This is a genomic window from Klebsiella sp. RHBSTW-00484 (assembly GCF_013705725.1).
Taxonomy (GTDB): Bacteria; Pseudomonadota; Gammaproteobacteria; order Enterobacterales; family Enterobacteriaceae; genus Klebsiella.
In genome coordinates, this window is sequence record NZ_CP055482.1 from 24529 (window position 1) to 43712 (window position 19184).

The 19184-nt window shown below is 43.2% G+C and carries 14 protein-coding genes; 13 read left to right on the forward strand and 1 reads right to left on the reverse strand.

Annotation, left to right across the window (positions count from 1 at the left end; genetic code table 11):
* Positions 1–162 precede the first annotated feature (162 nt).
* From parM to trhN, 11 genes are all read left to right on the forward strand, one after another.
* Positions 163–1197 (forward strand): plasmid segregation protein ParM domain-containing protein, encoded by a 1035-nt coding sequence (gene parM / locus HV213_RS29855; RefSeq protein WP_015063116.1) that lies wholly within the window; start codon positions 163–165, stop codon positions 1195–1197.
* Positions 1198–1223: 26 nt separating this feature from the next.
* A complete protein-coding gene (locus HV213_RS29860; protein ID WP_015063117.1) occupies positions 1224–1901 on the forward strand; it encodes a hypothetical protein in 678 nt (225 codons plus the stop codon).
* A gap of 564 nt (positions 1902–2465) precedes the next feature.
* Positions 2466–2918, forward strand: a complete 453-nt coding sequence (locus tag HV213_RS29865; RefSeq protein ID WP_015063118.1) for a hypothetical protein — start codon at positions 2466–2468, stop codon at positions 2916–2918.
* Entirely contained in the window at positions 2908–3342 is a 435-nt protein-coding gene (locus tag HV213_RS29870; RefSeq protein WP_022652166.1) for a hypothetical protein, read from the forward strand. The genes HV213_RS29865 and HV213_RS29870 overlap by 11 nt, the downstream gene beginning before the upstream one ends.
* 2 nt (positions 3343–3344) lie before the next feature.
* Positions 3345–3902 (forward strand): hypothetical protein, encoded by a 558-nt coding sequence (locus HV213_RS29875; RefSeq protein WP_022652167.1) that lies wholly within the window; start codon positions 3345–3347, stop codon positions 3900–3902.
* 121 nt (positions 3903–4023) lie between these two features.
* Positions 4024–8322 (forward strand): IncHI-type conjugal transfer protein RSP, encoded by a 4299-nt coding sequence (gene rsp, locus HV213_RS29880; RefSeq protein ID WP_040113304.1) that lies wholly within the window; start codon positions 4024–4026, stop codon positions 8320–8322.
* Between the two features lie 278 nt (positions 8323–8600).
* Positions 8601–9113 carry an IncHI-type conjugal transfer protein TrhF gene (gene trhF, locus HV213_RS29885; RefSeq protein WP_015063122.1) on the forward strand — a complete coding sequence of 171 codons (513 nt, stop codon included), beginning with the start codon at positions 8601–8603 and terminating at the stop codon, positions 9111–9113.
* Positions 9100–10608, forward strand: coding sequence for an IncHI-type conjugal transfer protein TrhW (gene trhW / locus HV213_RS29890; protein WP_015063123.1), 1509 nt, complete (start codon positions 9100–9102; stop codon positions 10606–10608). Before trhF ends, trhW begins: the two co-directional genes overlap by 14 nt.
* A 1-nt stretch (position 10609) precedes the next feature.
* Positions 10610–10741, forward strand: coding sequence for a hypothetical protein (locus HV213_RS33640; protein ID WP_022652169.1), 132 nt, complete (start codon positions 10610–10612; stop codon positions 10739–10741).
* Between the two features lie 11 nt (positions 10742–10752).
* Complete coding sequence (gene trhU, locus HV213_RS29895) at positions 10753–11808, forward strand: IncHI-type conjugal transfer protein TrhU (RefSeq protein ID WP_022652170.1); 1056 nt, start codon at positions 10753–10755, stop codon at positions 11806–11808.
* 18 nt (positions 11809–11826) lie between these two features.
* On the forward strand, positions 11827–15003 hold the full coding sequence (trhN, locus tag HV213_RS29900; protein ID WP_015063125.1) for an IncHI-type conjugal transfer protein TrhN: 3177 nt from the start codon (positions 11827–11829) through the stop codon (positions 15001–15003).
* Positions 15004–15031: 28 nt separating this feature from the next.
* On the opposite strand, the gene HV213_RS29905 is transcribed toward trhN, so the two are convergent.
* Positions 15032–15904, reverse strand: coding sequence for a hypothetical protein (locus HV213_RS29905; RefSeq protein WP_015063126.1), 873 nt, complete (start codon positions 15902–15904; stop codon positions 15032–15034).
* Positions 15905–16086: 182 nt separating this feature from the next.
* On the opposite strand from HV213_RS29905, the gene trhI reads away from it, so the two are divergent.
* Together trhI and HV213_RS29915 are read left to right on the forward strand one after the other, a co-directional pair.
* On the forward strand, positions 16087–17895 hold the full coding sequence (gene trhI, locus HV213_RS29910; protein WP_015063127.1) for an IncHI-type conjugal transfer helicase TrhI: 1809 nt from the start codon (positions 16087–16089) through the stop codon (positions 17893–17895).
* A gap of 373 nt (positions 17896–18268) precedes the next feature.
* Complete coding sequence (locus tag HV213_RS29915; RefSeq protein ID WP_015063128.1) at positions 18269–19144, forward strand: hypothetical protein; 876 nt, start codon at positions 18269–18271, stop codon at positions 19142–19144.
* The last annotated feature ends 40 nt before the right edge of the window (positions 19145–19184 follow it).

Consider the following 19184-nt stretch of genomic DNA (forward strand, 5'->3'; position numbering starts at 1 on the left):
TACATAAAGTAGAGCAAGACAATTTTTAAAAACGAAGGATTCTTTTTTAACAATAACTTACGTGTGTTTCTTGCCTCGTTTTTGTTGGCCTAAAGCAACCATTAGTGTATAAATCCCATATCAAAAGTGGTGGGTTAATTAAACCAATTCGAGGGGTTCTGCATGACTGAATTAGTAAAAACAAAACTGGCTGTAGCTGAATCAAACTCTACTGAATTAGAGACACTTAAAGTTGTTATTGATGATGGTAGTAAAGCGGCAAAACTGGTTTGTGTTAACAATCAAGGTGACCTTGTTCCCTTATTGACTCAAAATAGTTTCGTTGCAGATTTCCGGGTAAGCCATGACGGGCTTATTCCGTTTAATTACCTTATTGATGGCCTTCAACGATTCTCTCATCACAGTGAATCTAGTAATGCCCTTGAAACTACCGACGTTGCGCATCAGTACGATGAGATCAGTCGTCTGAATGTTCACCATGCTCTTCATTCCTCTGGTTTAGAGCCGCAGGATGTTCATCTCTATGTAACATTGCCACTTAGTCAGTTTTATACCGCTTTGGGTGAAACCAATGACGAAAACATCCAACGGAAAAAAGACAACCTGATGAAGCCGGTTGAACGTTATATTGATGGTAAGCGTGTTTCATTTAATGTTGTTTCAGTTACCGTGTTTCCTGAGTCACTTCCGGCGGTAACTCGTGCAGATGAAATTGAGTTAATTGAATCTTTTGAATCAAGCCTGGTTATCGATTTAGGTGGGACAACACTTGATGTAGCAAGCATTACTGGTCAGCTGGAACAGATCTCCCGAGTCAAGGGTTTTGACCGTATTGGTTGTTCTATCGTATATGATGAAGTCCGTCGTTATCTGGATTCTTCAAAGCTGAACGCAAGCTACGCGTATATTCAACACTTGGTCGACAATCGTGATAACAAAGCCTCACTAAAGGTTTCTTCCGATGATCTTGATGGTGTCTTCCAAGCCGTAAATAGTGCCGTAGCGCAACTTCAAGAAAAAGTGATCAAAGCAGTCACTCAGGTGGAAGAACGTCCGCACAATGTATTCCTAGTCGGTGGGGGTTCTTACCTGATTGAACCGGCAGTGCGTGAACATTTTGATAAATCGAAAATCATCATGGTAGATAATCCGCAATTCGCTCTCTCACTGGCTATTGCAGATACTGTTTTTGCGTGATGATGGTTTTGTAAAGGGGGGGGGGTATGACAAAAAAAACTGAGAAGGAAAACGATCGCATCCAGATTAGCGCGTTTTGGTTATCGGAAAGGCAATCTCCGTATGCCTATAATTTTCTAAAAAAAAGTGACTTAACACATCGTGGCGAACAGCTTTCCATAATAAGGTCTGCAATCACTACGGGGTTAGTGCTAAATAACCTCTTCCCCGAGCTATCAAGTTTTATTAATGGACTGAATGAGAGATTAACGGCTGCTGATCTAAATCGGTTTTTTAATGATGAATTTAAAAAGAGTGATTTAAGTAATGAACAGTTGAAAGAACAAATAAGTCTTATGCTTGATTCGAAATTCAACGATTTAATTTTAAAGATTAATAATTGCAAGAATCCTGCTGCTGTATTTTCAACTAATTGTCAAACTGATGTCAGTGATGCAGTAAAGCCTGAGACAGCAAAGGAACAGCGGTTGGAATTAATGTCTACAGAACTGGCCAAAAACTCCATGCCTGTGACTGTAGAGACCTTGCCGCCTGTTGCGATCGCAAATCAGAATGATTCAGTTCTAAAAACTAATCATGGTTCTCCGGACGTTAACTTAGCTCAAACCGAAACCATGGCGCTCAGTGAACAAGCGCAAGTGCAGGGTGTGACAACAAAGCAGAAGAAAAGGGCAAATGCAAACCTCGCAAATCTTGCAAAGTAAATATAGAAGTATCAATTGATTAAAATTTGTAATCTCTCAAAAAAGTCAGCTTACCAGCTGGCTTTTTTGTTGGTATATTATTAGTAGATGAGGTTGGATGGTGAACCGGTTACATGTAGTTAATGGAACACTCAATGCTGCATAGCAAGTTAAATAATTTCGTAGAATTATAGATCCAACTCAAAAACTCATTATGAACCTCTTTGGTTGTTTCAGGTCTAACCAGTTTGTTTTATGAAACCTAATTTTAGTTATGTATACTACTAAAAAAAAGGTGGTTTAGCTCCTGTTTATGGTTGTTCGTTTGCACGATTTAAGAACAGGTGTTAAAACGGGTACAGATTTGTCCTAAAGTATTGGTTGAAGTAAGAAATATCTTACTAAAATTGGTACTTATTTATTATTTTATGTAAAAAATCTCTATGCTTTACTGGTCAAGTTAGGTTTTTTTGTTACCCTAGCACCCTATGATCCTAAGAGTTTCTGCCGTGCAATCTGGATGAGCGTAAAGAAACTAACGGCATCATGTGTAACTGTTTGATTATTATAATGAAGGCTGACTGAATGTTATCACGCAACTCACTAATACATGGTTTACGTCGAGATCAGTTAATCGAAGTTCTGTCTATTTCTGAATTCCCAGTTGTCCTGGTCGAGAATCCCTTCATTCAGCCTGAATCAACGGGCAAAAAACCTGTAATTTTTAATATTGATGAATTTCATGTTTCTATCGCTCCAATTTCCTCCCTTAAGTACGACTGGGAATGGGCTCCAATTGATACAATACTCATCGAAGTGGTCATTCCACCTGCGGAAGCAGACCTCGTAAGCGCCGAGAATGATTTTCTTCGCGATGCGGGTATTGGCCATATTCAATGCGAGCCTGGTGGTGTATCGATACGCCGTACAGTGACATTTGTTGGTGGTATCACCGCCGACAATTTGCTGTATCAGCTTAGGCTTATGTGCGTGAGTGCTTTACACCTGATTGGAGAGGAACTGGAGGATGAAAGTTAATTACAAGAAACTATTACCTCTTGTAGTGCTCGGTTTAACAATTGCGGGGGCTTACTCGCTTTTCAACGCAAGACCGGCGGAGCCCGACTTGTACGATTTTACTGGCAAAGTTCTTAAAGCCACGTCTGTTTTCCAACCCTGTGATAAAGAATCCACACCTTCGTTAAACGTTAAAATTGCAGATAACGGAAACATACATATCAATGGTGTTGCATCAAAAGTTACTTTTGTTGAAAAAGTTTCGCCTGATGAAATTTCTGTTAAGTGTGCTGGGTTACCAATCAAAAATGCTCGGCTTGTGCATACGAGCTCTTACACCATGATAATTTCGGAAGGAAAAGGTGGTTTTGTTATTTCGGATTTGATACGCATCCAGGATAATGAAGTCATCTCCGGTATATGGTTCTTTAAGAAGAGAGCATAGCAATGAAAGAACTGGAAGCTATTGGAACGAAGGCTCTACGGGCTAGGGTCTTCAGCCAGTCAGTGGCGATGGCATTTGAAGTGAACGTCGACATAAGTCGGTCTGCTGATAATTCAGCCTTCATAAGCGAGGCTGAAAAATATTACCTTACTCTCCAATTCGCCCCTCCGGCTGACAATAGAGAATATGGGTGGAATTCAGAGGGAAGTATTCTCATGAAACTATCCCAAAACGAAGCCATGGCGCTGGCTTCTGTCTTCCTGAGAATTAAACCTACACTTAAAATTGAAAAGAGAAAAACCACGCATCGCACACACCAGGCTTACAAAAATATCACTATCGGCCCAAATGACCGTGGGGGCTTGTTAGTCACGTCAGGCATTGTTCCGGTCGAAAGGGGTTCATTTAAACCCATAAATTATAATCTTCCCGTAACGCAAATGGATTGTGTTTCAACAGGACTTTTTTTGCTTGGATTCTTGACGCTTAAGATGCCATGGGTATCCTCAGAATCGATAATAACTGCTCTGCGCCTTTCGGAGTCGAAAAGCTGTCAGTGAGTTAAAAATCTTCAATTTTTAGCAAAAAATTAATATTTTTTTTTCCTCTTAACGAACAAGATTTCAGATTTTTTTATCGTAGAGTAATTTTAATTCTGCGTAAAAAAAACAGGTGTTCGTCATGAGAAAATCAGGTTTATGTTTAACCCTGTTGTTTTCTTTAATTGCCTCGATTAAGTCGGTACATGCCGAGGCAATTATGATTTCCGGAAAACTCCAGGCTGATATGCCTGCCGTCACGTTTAATCCCGGCCCGGGCGATTTTGTTGCATTCGTAAACAATAATATAATTACTGCCTCAGGCTCTGGAACCGCATGTAATGTGACGGTTGATGATCGTGCGACATCAACGGTGGATAATCTTGTCTGCTTCTTTGAGTGGCTTCCAAATAGCTCTGGATTTACTGCTAACGGGTTCACGTTAACCGGGATTCCAAACAGCTCAGGAGACCTAAAACTCCCTTACAAAATTTCCTATTTTTCCGGTACAGAAAGGCAAAAAGTAGAAGTAGTGAAAGGGGAGTATACAGTTAATGCTCTCGTACCGGTTAAACCGACGATCACCGGCCTAAAGTCGTCTATGAATGGGCTGGTTCAAGAGGGTTACACACTTAAATCTTATATTAAGGATGAAGTGATCAGGAGTTTTGCCGTCTCAGTAGAACCCCGCAATTTTGTGCAATATATTTCTATCGGATCGGGTTCTGCCTGTGAAGTCCCTATTGGTGGGACCAGTTGCACGATCGATGTAGGAAGTATTAAAGTAAGTGATTCGGATTTATTGATAGGTTCACGGGAAATAACTGTCACCGCTAATTCGAAAAATAATTACTTTGCCCCTCCTGAAGCGCAAAAGCTTACGCTGACCTGGGACTACCGTCCTCCTGTTGTTGACCATACTCTCTGGAATTTCACTGATGAAGCTAAAACTATCAGTATTGGCGGTCAGCAAATCTATACCGGCGCTAAAACGGTAGCTGTAGCCGTCAAAGTGCCCCAGGAAGAGACTGAAGGCGAGTGGTGGCTACCAACAGCTATGACGCTGACGATGGTGCCGGACGGGGTTTTCAAGCCGACAACAAAAGTAACTTTGGATGACGGTACGGTTATCGACTTTAAGCAATCCTGGGTAACACCGATACGGCGTACCCTCCAGCCCGTGAGCGGACCCCAGAAGGTCGGCGATGAGTATCTGTATATCTTTGACTTAACAGACCTGACGAATGGCTCTTATGCCGCCACGTTCACTATAGAGAATACTAGCAAGAATACGTCTACGTACAATGAGCCCGAAAGCAAACTGATGCTTTCTGATAACCCCACACTCATGGTACTTAAGGATGGGGCAGCGCTGGCAAAACGAGCACCTGTTTATTTCTTAAATGAAATTATTGTTGCCGCATTCCAGGGGCAGGCCGGGGTTGCGGATATTAAAGCCGTTACTATCGATAACAAAGTTGTTGAACTCACCCCAACGAACTACAAAGGCATTTATTATCTGCCGGTGGGGGATGATCTAGATGTGAATGCTGACCACGAAATCACAGTCGTGGCGGAAAACCTGTATGGCAAGATTGTGACATTCAATACCACTTTCACGTATCAACCGACAGGGTTTGCGCTTAAAAACTTAGAAAAAGACGTCACCTTGTATTCTCGCGTTCGGCAATATACCGATCTGATGAGTCAGACAGCCGGTGATAAATGCACTCTCTTTACTACGGAAGAGAACGCGCAGGCTTATCTTGAGTGGTATGGCGGCAAATCTGATATCACTGCCTGTTACCCTCAGTGGAACAATGTACCGGACGGGCTTGAATTTTACTTTAAAGGCAGGACGCCAGGACTTACGGGGTTCTTCAATAAAACTGGCGAAAACCTGCTCGATTACCAAGTCTATATGATAAACGGTAGAGGCTCTAAAGCTGTGTCGGCCAAATACCGCCGCGTATTGACAACTCAACTGCCATATAACCCAATCCTTACTTACAAGAAAAATAAGTTGGTAACTGGGATCAACCCTAACACTGCACTAGCGTACACGACAGGTGGGGAAGCTGCTCGCCTCTTGGCAAAAGTGGTACCTGCTGATGTGACAGTCTATGTTTCGCAAAACGGGGGTGAGAACACAAAAACGACGTTTAAAAACCGTTCATCAAACAACGATGCAACTACATTCGTTCAGCGTCTGAAAGTAGCCGCAGCCCCACTGTGGACGAAAAATGTATTCGACATTGCTGTAGAGTACTCGAAGGACCCGACAATGCGGACCGCCGATACACTTAACGTGTATACGGTCCCCGACTTCAGCATTCGGGCTACGATGGAAGTCGAAGACAAAAAGACGGCTACTACAATGGAATTACCGTTGAAGGTGTCAGTTGGGCGCTATAACAATTCAACTCGCAAAAGCTCATTTAGCCGGACGACAATGGGTGACTGGGATGTAACCATTTACGCTCAGAAAAGTATCTATGGTAAAGATCCAGAAACAGGCCGTTTTAAAACGACGTATGAACGTACCCCATTAACCGAGGCATTGCCGGTGAATGATGCCGGGGTAGTCGAAACAAAAATCAAAATCGAGAATATGGACCTTGGGAACATGCGTCTTGTCGGGATAGCTAAAGTCCGTTCGCCTTTCGCTGATTTTGAATTGACCCGGGAAACAAGTGCGGTCGGCATACGTGTGTATAAGGGTGAAGAGCTGGAGGGTAATCTCTCAAAGAGCCTGATTATCGGCCGTATCCCGCTCAGTACGCTTGTGAACTTCAAATCGGCCAGCACAGCTAACTCTGATGCGCTTGCTCCTACCGAGTGGCAGGAGTCGTCAGACAATGGGCAGACATGGACGATGCTTTCGGACATGACTGGGAAGAGAAGTATTTCAATCAGAAAAACTGACGTCGGTAAGTGGCTCTACAGGGCCAAGATGACCAACAAGTTTACGTCAAAAGTGTCTTATAGCGACGTGCTGACAGTTGTAACGTACAAACAGCCTAAGCTAAGTATTGATGTTGCGGAAATTCTTGAAGGCGATGATTTACCAGTCTCGTTGCTGGATAATGATGAGCCGATTCCGCAGGGTACGGCTGAAGTAATGTGGTCGGAAGATAAAATTAATTGGGTCGCGGGTGACACTACCTATACCGTGACTGCCGCTGAGAAGCTTCCGCCAACTATCTACGCCCGGATGCGCTATCTGGATTCAGACGACCTGGCTGAAGAGTCCTCCTGGAAAGAGACGTCTGCGCGGTTAACGGTCGCTAAACCCAAGCGCCTTTCCGTTTCAGTGAGCAGCATTTCAAAGGTAGAGGTGGGAAGTAAAGTTACTTTAGATGGTAAATACTCCAACCCGAACAGTCGGTACCAGAACGGAAATGACGTCATTGAAGAATGGACTGCCCCTGACGGACAGAAAATCAGAGGGCCTAAGTTGTCGATGACGCTGACAGAGGAGATGCTGGATAAGCAAGGCTATGCGGCATTTACATACAGTGCATGGCTCGCTGACAGCAAGGAAAGTACCATTTCCACGCGGAAAGTATCGATTAAGTCCTGGGTGTATAAGTTCCCTGAAATGAAAGTCAGTACGAAGCTAAAATACACTATGGCCCCGTCGACCTTACACGTCGCCCTGACCGGAATAAAAGACGGTGACTATCCGGGAGTAACTTATTCACGGGAGTGGATCTACGATAAGGAAAATATCTCCATTTCAAAAGATGAAGGAGATACGAAAGAGTTTGCAATTGCGAAGCCGGGTAAATATACGTTGATGATCGTTTTCCGCGATAACCGTAATAACGAACAGCGTATTGAAAATACCTTCGTCGTCGATGAGCAAACTCCGATGACTGTTGAAATGACCCCAAAATTCTCTAATAAGTTCATGAGGGCTCCTCTTGATGTCACACTAAGATCTAATATTAAACTGGCGCACTCTGCTGACAGTATTGATACGGTGACGTATAAAGTAAATGGAGAGGTTGTCCAGGGTAGTAAAAACTATTGGGCTCAGGGAATTCCCGGTCTTACTGAGAAAAAATATGAAATCACGCTGGATGTTGTCAGTAAAATGGGACAGCGTGGTACAGCATCAGTAGATTTTGATGTTGTAAAAAACGCCGCTCCGCAATGTGTGCTAAGCCATACAGAATCCAATATGAGCTGGAGTTTCACAAATAAATGTGTCGATACTGATGGCAAACTGGTTCGTTATGAATGGTATATCAATGATGAACTAAGGAATGTTTTTGGCAGCACTGCGACACTATCGAAAAATCTTAATCGTGGGAAGCAAGATATCCGTGTAGTCGCATATGATGATAGTGGAGATTCAGCAACACAGCGCACGGTCGTATATGGCCCAGATGAGGAAAAATCAAAGGCTGTAGAAACAACTGGTACATCGCAGTAAGACAAATTTATGTACTGAAATAGAAGCCGGGACAGTAATGTCCCGGCTTTTTGTCTTTGGTCTTTTGAATTGATTTCGTCGGAAAAGTTACTTTGCATGAACGGTGATACAAGTCTCATGAATCACCAATCAATGGCAATAATGAAAGAAAAAGAGGGGCGTAAATTATCAGAAATAACTGGCTTTGTAGAAATAATGACGGTCCAAAACATGGATAATAGGTATTAAGGTAATGTAAAAATTAGTCCTTTGGTTCCGGTATCTGAGAGAAGCAGGTTATGAGCGAATACATACCTAAGAAGCGTGGGTTACTGAGTTTTGATTGGTACGTGCCGATCAATTTGGCAATTCTGATACTGGTACTGGCCATCTTCTTTACTCGATTTACATTTGGACATGGGCTATTAAATGGTTGTTTACCTGCTGATTTTTACATGATTGACTTGAAGGATAAATCTGTCAAGGCAGGAAACATCATTGCATTTCATATGCCAAAATCAGTCCGATTTATACGTGAAAATGAGAAGGTTATTAAAATTGTGGCGGGGGTAGGCGGAGATCGCCTAAGAGTCACAATGGATGGCGTTTATAACGGGAGCAAGTTTTATAAAGCTAATGCCAGACGTATTTCAATGAAATACAACATACCTGCTGAGTCTATTGAAAGAGAATTAACTATTCCGAAAGGAGAAGTTTTTTTAATTGGCCAAACGGATCACTCATGGGACTCACGATTTTGGGGGCCGGTTAAGTTGACTTCAGTTATTGGGAAAACATATGCGATCTATTGAATTAAAAACAACGATTAAGCCTCTGGCCACCTGCCTGGCGTTTTACGCCTTGATGTCCACCGCTACGGCTAGCCCCCAGTATCAACAGGTTGCTGACGACATTGCTAGGCAAGCTCAAGTATTGGGCGCTCAGTCAACGCCGCCGGAAACAGCAGAAGGCCCGCTCTCGTCAGGCTCTCTGGATTCTCCGGATGTCCAGAAGTACGTCCGCCAGGCTGAAGCTTTGAAGCAAAACAGGGACATCAGTCAGCCAACGAATCGGGGCTATGTACCGGGTATGAATGCTGACAGTGTGCAGGCGGTTATCGATCATACTCAGGCTATACGCGCTCAGAATAATAATTCTGAAGCAGTTAATGACATTATTCGCAGACGTGATGAAATTCAGGGAAATATTCAGCTGAACGACTCAGCACTGAAGTCTGTCGAAAATAAACCAGAAGTAATGCGCAGCCAGTCGACGAATATCGAAAAAATGTTTGGTACCTCAGGGATCACCGCCGCTGACTTCGAACGAAAAATAGATAGCAGACGGGAAGAGGTGCTTTCGACAGAAAACGGTATCACTATCTTTGCGTCATTTAGCCTGCCTGATTACGTCCTAGAAGATCTACTCCGTACCGCGTCACAAAATAAGGCGAGAGTGGTTTTTAATGGTCTGAAGAAAGGCACGACGCGTCTTCCGGAGACTCAGGCTGCAATCAATCAGTTGGTGGTGAAGGGGAAGTTTGACTCTCCACTGATTACGATTGACCCTGATGCGTTTGACCAGTACCAGGTCACGCAGGTCCCGACAATTATCTCCCGTGAGGAATCCCGATTCGCTAAAATGGTCGGTTCGTTTAACGTTGATTTCTTCCAGCGAGAACTGGCCAGAAATCCCGATCAGGATATTTTACCTAATGCTGGTACGACCTATCCGGTCGAAGAGAAAAGCATTATTAAAGAGCTCGAAGAGCGAGCACAAAAGTATGACTGGGAGGGCGCCAAGAAGCGAGCTGTTGCAGACACATGGAAGAACCAATTCATGGTTAATCTGCCTCCGGCTCAGGAGCACAAGGAATGGTTAATTGACCCGACTATCAGGGTCACTCAGGACGTGAAAGATAAGCAGGGCCGCGTCATTGCTTCTGCGGGCGAGCTGATTAACCCGCTGAGCAGGTTCCCGCAGAACCTCACCATGATAATTTTTGACCCATTGAATCCGGGGCAGCTTGATTGGGCTGAGAAGCAATATCGCCAACTTCTTGGCAGCGGACAGGTTATGCCGATGTTTACGCGAATTAAACAGGAAAATGGTTGGGACCATCTGAATGATCTGCGCGAGAAATTTAACGGGAAAGTATTCAAAGTCAATGAGCAAATTATTTCCCGCTTCCAGATTAAAAACACTCCAGTGTTGATTTCAACTGAAAAAGATAAATTCCGGATAACGCAATTCAGTGAAGCTGAAATACGTGGTGTTGGAGAAAAAATCTCGGCAGAGGAGAACTGATATGAAGATCGGATTTATTTTAGGGGCGCTGCTGGCCACATGGCTGACTCTGAATTACCCGGACCTGATGAGAGAGTATTTCAACAAAGTGGTTACGTATATGGAAAGCGTGACAACATTCATTACTAAATAGTGAGCGTGCCGGTGAAGAAGCTAAAAAAGTTACTTTTGGAAATTTTGGTTGCTGTCATGCTGTCATTTTCCCTGCCTGCAATGACCATGGCCGCAGATACCGGCGTCCCGGGAGCAATGTGCCAGTCAGCTGGTGTGTGGCAGGGACTAATCAAAAATATCTGCTGGAGTTGCATCTTCCCGATGCGGATCATGGGAATTGGTGCGGCACCTGAAGGTGCCGCACCCTCACGCCCCGGCTGCTATTGCACAGACCAAAATGGGATACCAGAAATCGGATGGCAGTTAAGTTTTTTCCAGCCAGTTAAAATCGTAGAAGTAGTGAAAAGCCCATGGTGCAGCCCATTTTTGGAGGGAACCATGTTGCAAAAATCACAGTTCGATATTGGCAAGAGCAATACTAACCAGCCTATGACTGCTACAGAAGCCGGATTCTACGACGTACATCTCTGGGAATTCCCGATCATGACAATGTTGAAATTGCTGATAATCGGTGAATGTACAGCAGAACCTTATATTGATGCCAGTCTGACGTATATCAGCGAAGTTGATCCAATGTGGGAAAGTGATCTGTTGACGCTCGTGCTGAACCCCGAAGCTGTGGTATTTGCAAACCCTATTGCCTCAATGGTATGTGCTGCTGACTGCGTGGCAGTGACTGCCGGAAAGGATAATTTGGCTGCCTATTTTTGTGCCGGTTGTGATGGTAACTTGTACCCGCTTACAGGGCACGTCTATGCGAATGATGATGCCGTCAGAACCAGTTCCCTTATTACACAACGACTACTAACTAAGTTACATCGGCAAGGAATGCTAATGAGAACAATGGGAGCAGATGCAATGTGTGAGAAAACATGGGAATACTTCACTCCTCGTTCACAATATAGACTTTCAATGCTTTACCCAACGCCAGAAGCTAAAGGGCCTGATTGCTGCCATAGGCTTGGTGACTCCGTACATGATTGGTCAACGCTGAAAGGTGGACGAAAGAAAATAGGCATAGATAATTATGTCTATATGCTATGGAGATATAATGACTGTTGCGTGCGTTTTAATCCCGGCGCTTAATTGCAGGAGGCTTTTAATATGAAAACTAGGAAATTAATTGCTTCAACAATTATTGCGTCTATGCTCGCAAATACTATGAGTTGGGCATTTTACGTTTCGCTCATTAACATGGTTATGACACCAAAAATATACGCAGCTGATGCGATATTTGATCAGTTGGAAAACAATTTTGACCTTGCGAACCCCAACGCAAATCGAAATGCAACAACAAGTGCTCAGGATATTGTAGAGAAGTACAAGAATGCTGATTCCGGGGAAAACCTGAGCGGAAAAATATCAGATAAATATGTAGGTAAAGCAGATTCAATAAACTTAGACGTTGGGAAGTACGGGGCGCTGAACTCAAACGAAAGTGTTATGAGTAATGCTGCATCTGACGGCAAGTCGATCGGTAAGACCGTACAGTTACCGAGCATGACGGGCGGTACGATCAACTCTAATTATACGAAAGAGGGGGCAAAGTTACTTTCCAGAGACAGTAGCGGTAACATTGGTATAAGTAACAACACGAATACAACGGCAGGAACCAAAACCAGTACAGGAGAGCTATTCAGCTCAGAGCAGAAGCACAGTGATATTCAGTTTAATTCCGGTGGCCGGTATGGAGATGAGGATGGATTCATCAATGACATCAAAAATCGAAAAAGTCAGCTGTTTGAAGCGCAGAGTTACGATGGGGTTGCCTACCGTACACTGGTGAATGCAAATAAAGACAACCCAGCATCTAATATTAAACCTAACGACCCTATGTTCAATGCTGGCCGAAATGAAATTGGTAATGCTGTAGCCGGTACAGGCAACTGGCTACAGAGTTGCAATACGGAAACAAAAAAACAAACTATTACTACACACTATCCAGATTATAAAGAGTTTTACTGCAACTCACCCAAGAAAGATAACTTTAATAGTTGCACAATAACTCGTGATTTTTCCGTACCTGTTTATATCTCAGGTGGTAATGGTGATATGTCTATGTGCGGGGATAATTGTGTGAGGGTCTGGTTCGGCAGAAGAGACGACAACTATTGGAACGATGGAGTATATGACAACTCATTAACCTTAAAATTTCATCCTGATGCAAAGCTTGCAACTGCGAAAATAATTAATGCAGAGTGGGATGATCATATGAGGGTCACGCTTGATGGAACGCAGATTTTTGCTCACATAGATGGAGAATATAGAAGTAGCAATTATCCATCACCACAAGGGCCATGGGAGCTGAAAAAATCATGGAAGCTTGACAAAGTCTACGATATTACCGACCAGGTAAGAAACTCTGTATATCAGGAGGTGGACCGTGAAGTGACAATGGCGTCACGCGTTTGGGTAGGTGGCGGTGGGGAAGGCTATTTTGAAGTTGAGCTGACTTTTGAAAATATGAAGCTGGAGGATAAACATATACAGGAACCCGCAGGTTGTTTTGATGCAGTACAAACGCCGAATTCATTCTGTCGGTTTGACCGGTTTGTGAACATGGATGTCGGTACAAAGCGGCTCCCGGAAACTGTGCTTAAAATGGCCACACCGCTTTATAAAGGCGATACCGGGTTCTTAACCTGGAAAACAAACCTTGAAGGTTACTTCTGTGATCCCCTGGCGAAGGAAAAGCTGTGCTCATATGATGCGAAGGGAAACATCATGAAAGACGCCGCAGGAAAAGACCTCTGCTACAACTACGACGACATTAAAAATATGCCTGACGCTTGCGGCACATATAAAAATGATGCTGCGTGTGTGCTCGATACACAGACTTGTGCAGAAGGTTGGTTCGATGAAGGCACAAATACATGCTACATGTATGAGCAGAAATATACGTGTGACAGAGGTAAGGACGTCGTCAGAGAGGTAGAGTCACAGACTAACGCCTGTGTAGGTATGATCCCATGTTCTGGTGGAACATGCGAAACCGGCCCAAAAGAGGAAAACAATGATTTTGGGAAAGTGGCCGCGTACTCAAACATGGTTCAGTACATGCAGGGTGAGGCAAAATGCGAAGATCCCAACGACCCTAATTCCTGCTCCGTCTTTGAGGGGAAAGCAGAATGGTGCGGCAGGTCCGTTGGTTTTGTGAACGGGCTGGCCAAAACAGATTGCTGCGAACAGCCACAGGGTACCGCTGGCTCACTAGAGGCGATTATGCTGGCTGGGTCGATGATCCGAAACACGAACTGGACACGAGTGAATGCTCAGCTGGTAAGCTGGACCGGTGGGGAGAGTGGAACCTGGGCTTCAATGGCTAACTCGGTTGGTGAATGGACAGCATCGGCAGGTAAAACTGTTGGTCAGATGTGGAACAATGTCACCAGTTCGCTAACCAGCGTCTACGAAAATGTGGCCGGTAACCTTGGGCGAACAGTAGGTTCATCCACTGCTGGTGGAAGTGGTCAACTTGCTAAGGAGACAATGAGCTCTTTCGGGCTTGGTACCCTTAAGAAGATGGCCATGGAAAAAGCATATGACTTGCTTCCCGATACAGTAAGGGACTTCGTTTTTAAAAATGTAGCGACAACGGGTGGCGAAGTAGTCTTTTCAGCAGCAATTCAAAACTTTATGCTTGCATTAAATGTCATTGGCTGGATTTATACCGCATATCAAATAACAAAAATGTTGCTTGAAATGCTTGTGGCCTGTGATCAAAAAGAAATGGAAGCGTCTATTCATAAAAATCAGAAATCCTGTTTCACACTGGATACTGAACGCTGTGTTAAATATCTCAATATGGGATTTACAAAGAAGTGTGTTAAAAAAGCAACAGACATGTGCTGCTACAATTCAATGTTATCTCGCGTGATTATGCAGCAGGCGTATCCTCAACTTGGAATAGATCCGGTTGCTTCGAGTTGCGTTGGATTATCAATTAGTCAAATACAGAGATTAGATTTTGATAAGATCGATTTAACTGAATGGATTAACGATGCCGTCCAGGTCGGAGAAGTTCCTGATCAGTACGCTACATTCTCCGAGTCATCGATAACAGAAAATTTGCCATTTAAAAATGAAAATTACCAACTTCCATCCCAAAGAACGAAAGAATCAATGGGTGGTGAGGATAATATGATAAAAGCTAGACAGGAAAATAATCAGGCAATTAAAGAGGAGAATGTGGACTGTAGCTATCTACCACGGCCCGCGATTTGTGAAGTTGGGTCAACTTATGTAGACCCAATTACTGGGAAGGAATTACCAAAATACTAAATGTAGGGGCTGTAAAGCCCCTTTATTTTTATTTTGCTTTAAGAGTTTTTTCAGGGAAACCCTTCTGACCATATTCTCCTGCGAAAAGATAATAATCTTTACCGTTAATAGATGCAGCAACGCCACCTGGGGTAGTGAATTTTGGACTGTCAGAACGGAAAATAATACCTGAGAAGTTAGTACTAGATTCATTGCCTTTAAATGGAATGAATACGTAACGAACTACTGAATAATCACCGGCAGGTAGATTAAGTTGAGGGATTTCAGATCCAGACGCTGGGCGAATAACCTGGAAGCTGTACATGGACTTAGTCGGCATTACGTCGGCAGCTGGCTTTGAAGGGAGGTCGCAGGTACTCCATTTATTCATCACTGCCATATCAATCTTGCATGAAGCCAGAGCCGCACTTTGCTTCGAAGGATTGAACCCGAGTGCCACCTGTGACTCTTTGGTGTGATTATAAACATATGCAGCACCGGCACGTACTAAGCTTTCATCGTTATAAGGAAGTTTTTTAGGGTTCGGGACAAAGACGACGTATTGGTTAACCTGGATATATTCAGCGTCAGAGGAGCTGTACATTGATCCCAAACTCATAATACTTAATCCACTGAGCCCTCCTGTAACATAGCCCATAGAGCCACTAATTAGCAGTTTGGAAAGCAAGTTATCTGCATCGCCACCCGGCTGGACTGTTTCTTCATTAAAAGTAACGTCAAAACCGGCCAAAGAGTAAGCATTTTTGGCTACCGAGTCTTTAGAATTAGCATGCCAGTAGAGCCCATGAGTGTCGCTGTGCTGTGCAGAATTCGGGGTTTTACCAGCATCCCGGGCACAACCAACCAGCGATGCACTGGCAACAAAAGCAGAAACCAGAGATACAAAACGTTTAGTTTTCATTTGAGACCCTTCTTTGAATGATTTTTTTGTCTAGAAGCATTATTTCATACTCGTCAGTTTCTCAAACAACCAAAATGCAGAAAAAATGAAAAAATGTGAAGCGAACAAAAACCAGTCTTGTAAAGAAAAATCCCTCTAAATTAAATCGTATAATCAGTGGGACTAAATATTCAGAGGCTTTTATGGGTAAACCAACAGATGAGCAAAGGGTCATCATTGAAAATGCAAACGCAAATAATATGGTTATTGCAGCACCAGGGTCTGGGAAGTCATTTACGATGATCGAGGCTGTGATCTCAATCCTCAGGCAGTTCCCATATGCCAAGGTTGGAATGGTCACATTTACTCGCGCTGCAACAAATTCATTGGCTGAAAAGCTGAAAAGTCGGTTAAGTAAAAAAGACCAGGATAGGGTGCTGGTAAATACTTTCCACGGCTTTATCCGGATGCAACTGGACATGGTCAACTGGAAGGGCAAGATGCTGATTAGCTCGGCACAGCGTTCTGTAATTCATCGTGCGTTAAAGGAGTCAGGCGCGCCTTTCCGTTACCCGGAAGCTGAATTTGCTATTGATGCGATTGGAAGGGAAATGGATACAGACATCATTTCAGTTCGCCATACGCGTCAACAAATCCACTTGTTCAACACATACCAGGCAATATGTCAGAAAGACCACGTAGCTGACTTAAATGCACTCTCACGTTTTGTCGTGGGCCAGATGCACTCAGGAAAAATGCAGCCACTAAATTTGACGCATTTAGTTGTAGATGAGGTGCAAGACACCGACTCGATTCAGTATGCCTGGATCGCACTACATACAAGGGGTGGTGTTAACACGAGCATCGTAGGGGATGATGATCAGGCAATCTATTCTTTCAGGGCCTCCGGCGGGGTAAAAATATTCCAGCAATTTGAAAAACAATTCAGGCCAAACATATTTTATCTAAATACCTGTTTCAGGTGTGAACCAGAAATTCTTAAGGTTGCAGGGGCATTGATTGAAAAAAATGTTTACAGATACGTTAAGGATCTGCGTTCAGCTAAAAGTGGTGGTGGAAAAGTTAATTTCCGCTCATATGTTGATATGGATGAACAGATTCAAGGCATCCTCAATCTAATTAACCAAGACCCAAATGGCTGGGCAATCCTTAGCAGAGGTAATGCACATCTTGATCAGCTTGAAAGCCTCATAGAGCAGCCGGTTCTTCGTTATGGAGGCAAGTCCTTTTGGGATGAGAAAGAGACGAGCGACGTACTGCATCTGATGGCTTTCTTTCGGCAGTCCAACGATGTTCGATTAATGAAGAGGGTGCTGGCGCTTTTCGGTGAAAATGAAGAAGTTTTGGATCAAACAGCATTTAGCATGAAAGGGAGAAAAGTAACTTTTGGTGAACTGAGCATCCCAGATGCAAGTTCCCTGGAAACAAGAACACTTCACTCAAACTTCACCCGGTTTACACAGGAGACTCGGGATAAAGTTGAAATCGAAAAGCGCTTCGCAAATCTGATTAAATGGATGGAATTGTCATCAATAAAAATGAGGACTCAGAAAGGTTCACCTTCACTGACACGAATTGCGTTAGATACCTGTAAGCAATGGGCTGAGAAAAATGGCTGGCAAAACATGATAAATCGAGCTGCGGCGATGTGTTTGGGGCCTAAAAAGAAGGATGAGGAATATACGCCGGATAAAGTAGTTTTATCGACATTGCATGGTTCGAAGGGGCTAGAATGGAAAAAAGTCATTATTATGAGTTGCAATGCTGACCAGATCCCAAGCAAGAGATCAGTGGGGCAGGAAGCGATTGAAGAAGAGAGAAGACTTCTATTTGTAGGATTTACACGAGCAGAACAACAGCTGCATGTAATGTGGTACGGTGATCCGTCCTTCTTTTTAAGCGAATGCGCCGAAGAAAAATTGAAAGAGGCAGCGAATATGAGAATAGAATCAAATTTAACAGAAGAATTTTCCAATCAGTATTTACAATAATGACTCTATGTTGTATAAGAATATTGAGCTTTGTATTATCGCTCCCACATTTCAAGTAACTGACAAAAGTTACTTTGCGCATTAAGCGCGGATTCAGCCGTGAAAAGCGGCCAGCTTACTTAAGCTGCAAGGCACCACCGGCAAAATGTCACCTTTGTCGCTGGTGCCTTTCCTATGCCCGTAAAAAGGCAAACCGAATTTACCAAATCGTAACTAATTTAGCTCTTGATTGAGCTATTTTCGTTGCGTACTTCTAATGCCAGAAAGTATAAATCAGGCGGTTCATAGCTTACGGGAGATGAATGACAGGCTTTGCCTTTGTGTTGGAATATTCCATTATTCCTTCCTTCTTACTATATATAGGTGACCCCAAATGTCTAAAAGCAAAGCACGCAGTAAAGCCCTTCTTCTGGCCTTCGCCGATCTGATTCCGGATATGGACAAGGCAGTTAACAAGAAGTTATTGGAATCTCTGATTATTTACTCAGGGCATGATAATGACCTTATTGTTATTTTGAATGAAGACGGACCAACTATAATTGAACTGAACTCTTTAAAATCGGTTTCTATGCTGGCCCAAAAGCTTTCAGCTTTTTCAACTTATTATCATGTAGAAATGCAGCAAATTCATGTCAATCCAATTGACTTTGAGAAGGCTTATAAGCTACTCAAAGAAGCACCTGCAATTCCCATGTTTAAAACTTTAGCTGAACTGGATAAGTTTTTAAATGAAGAGTTTGAAAAGTATGGGTTGAACACATTCCTTGATGTGGATGACCTAGATTATTCACTCGATAAATCCAGAGAGTTAAAAAATGATCAGTTGATTGCCTGGGTTTCTGAAATTATTGTGAAGCGCGATAAATTAGCATTGCGTAATCGCTTTAATGAAGTGACAAAGGCACATTATGAAACTGTAGATGCATTGTATGCAGCCGTCCGTCCCTTAATGAAAGAATTAGGTTTTCCTGATGAACTCATGCTACATACCTTTAGTGAATTGAGCGTTTTCGATTCCAAAGGCTGGGACCATGCTATCAAATCTAAAATTGAATTTCTCACAAAACGAGAAGCGCAATATTTAGATGACAAAATGAAGGCAGAAAAACGGCAGTTAACAATTGATGAACTTTTGACTCAAGTCAATAGCGCTAAAACAGCTAAAGAACCAAGACCTTTTGGTCAGACGTTTTGTTTTGCTGTTCTTGGCATGATGTCATTGATGTTCATTGTAAATAAATTTATTTAATCCTGTTAAGGGGGAACCCTGACAGGGCTTCTCTTTGATT

Bases quoted from the DNA above. Each gene is read 5' to 3' on its own strand.
- parM (WP_015063116.1), top strand. From the start codon at position 163: ATGACTGAATTAGTAAAAACAAAACTGGCTGTAGCTGAATCAAACTCT.
- HV213_RS29860 (WP_015063117.1), top strand. From the start codon at position 1,224: ATGACAAAAAAAACTGAGAAGGAAAACGATCGCATCCAGATTAGCGCG.
- HV213_RS29865 (WP_015063118.1), top strand. From the start codon at position 2,466: ATGTTATCACGCAACTCACTAATACATGGTTTACGTCGAGATCAGTTA.
- HV213_RS29870 (WP_022652166.1), top strand. From the start codon at position 2,908: ATGAAAGTTAATTACAAGAAACTATTACCTCTTGTAGTGCTCGGTTTA.
- HV213_RS29875 (WP_022652167.1), top strand. From the start codon at position 3,345: ATGAAAGAACTGGAAGCTATTGGAACGAAGGCTCTACGGGCTAGGGTC.
- rsp (WP_040113304.1), top strand. From the start codon at position 4,024: ATGAGAAAATCAGGTTTATGTTTAACCCTGTTGTTTTCTTTAATTGCC.
- trhF (WP_015063122.1), top strand. From the start codon at position 8,601: ATGAGCGAATACATACCTAAGAAGCGTGGGTTACTGAGTTTTGATTGG.
- trhW (WP_015063123.1), top strand. From the start codon at position 9,100: ATGCGATCTATTGAATTAAAAACAACGATTAAGCCTCTGGCCACCTGC.
- HV213_RS33640 (WP_022652169.1), top strand. From the start codon at position 10,610: ATGAAGATCGGATTTATTTTAGGGGCGCTGCTGGCCACATGGCTGACT.
- trhN (WP_015063125.1), top strand. From the start codon at position 11,827: ATGAAAACTAGGAAATTAATTGCTTCAACAATTATTGCGTCTATGCTC.
- HV213_RS29905 (WP_015063126.1), bottom strand. From the start codon at position 15,904: ATGAAAACTAAACGTTTTGTATCTCTGGTTTCTGCTTTTGTTGCCAGT.
- trhI (WP_015063127.1), top strand. From the start codon at position 16,087: ATGGGTAAACCAACAGATGAGCAAAGGGTCATCATTGAAAATGCAAAC.
- HV213_RS29915 (WP_015063128.1), top strand. From the start codon at position 18,269: ATGTCTAAAAGCAAAGCACGCAGTAAAGCCCTTCTTCTGGCCTTCGCC.